At 62.5% G+C, this 451-nt stretch carries 1 pseudogene; it reads right to left on the bottom strand.

The features are described from left to right. A pseudogene (locus tag D7Y15_RS43765) lies at positions 1-310 on the bottom strand (TIGR00730 family Rossman fold protein); the annotation flags it as partial. Positions 311-451: the final 141 nt, after the last annotated feature.

Here is a 451-nt window from a genome sequence, read left to right as displayed (position 1 = left end):
CCATGATGCCGGGGCCGCCGCCGGTGATGACGGCGTAGGCGCACTCGGCGAGCTTGCGGCCGAGTTCTTCGGCCATCTGATAGCTCGCATCCTCAGGCTTGGTGCGCGCGGAACCAAAGACCGTCACTGCCTTGGGCAACTTGGCAAGCGCATCGAAGCCAGCGACGAATTCGCCTTGGATGCGCAGCACGCGCCACGGATCGGCATGCTGCCACTCGTGGTCCGCGCCGGATTCCAGCAGGCGCTGGTCAAAGGTGGAGCCTTGTTCTCCCTCGCTGCGCAGCAAGAGTGGGCCGCGCAGGGTACGCATGTGGTCAGGGGTCATTTTTATCCCTTCAAGTAATTAAGCAGAGCGGTAGAAACTTCGGTGATTTGCGCCGTGGGCACCTGCTCGTCCTTCTTATGCGCAAAGCCCGGATCGCCGGCGCCAAAATTCACGGCCGGAATGCCC

The organism is Corallococcus sp. AB030 (assembly GCF_003668965.1).
In the GTDB taxonomy this organism is placed as follows: domain Bacteria; phylum Myxococcota; class Myxococcia; order Myxococcales; family Myxococcaceae; genus Corallococcus; species Corallococcus exiguus.
Note: the sequence above shows the minus strand (reverse complement) of the source record. Positions and strands in the feature narration are given on the sequence as shown.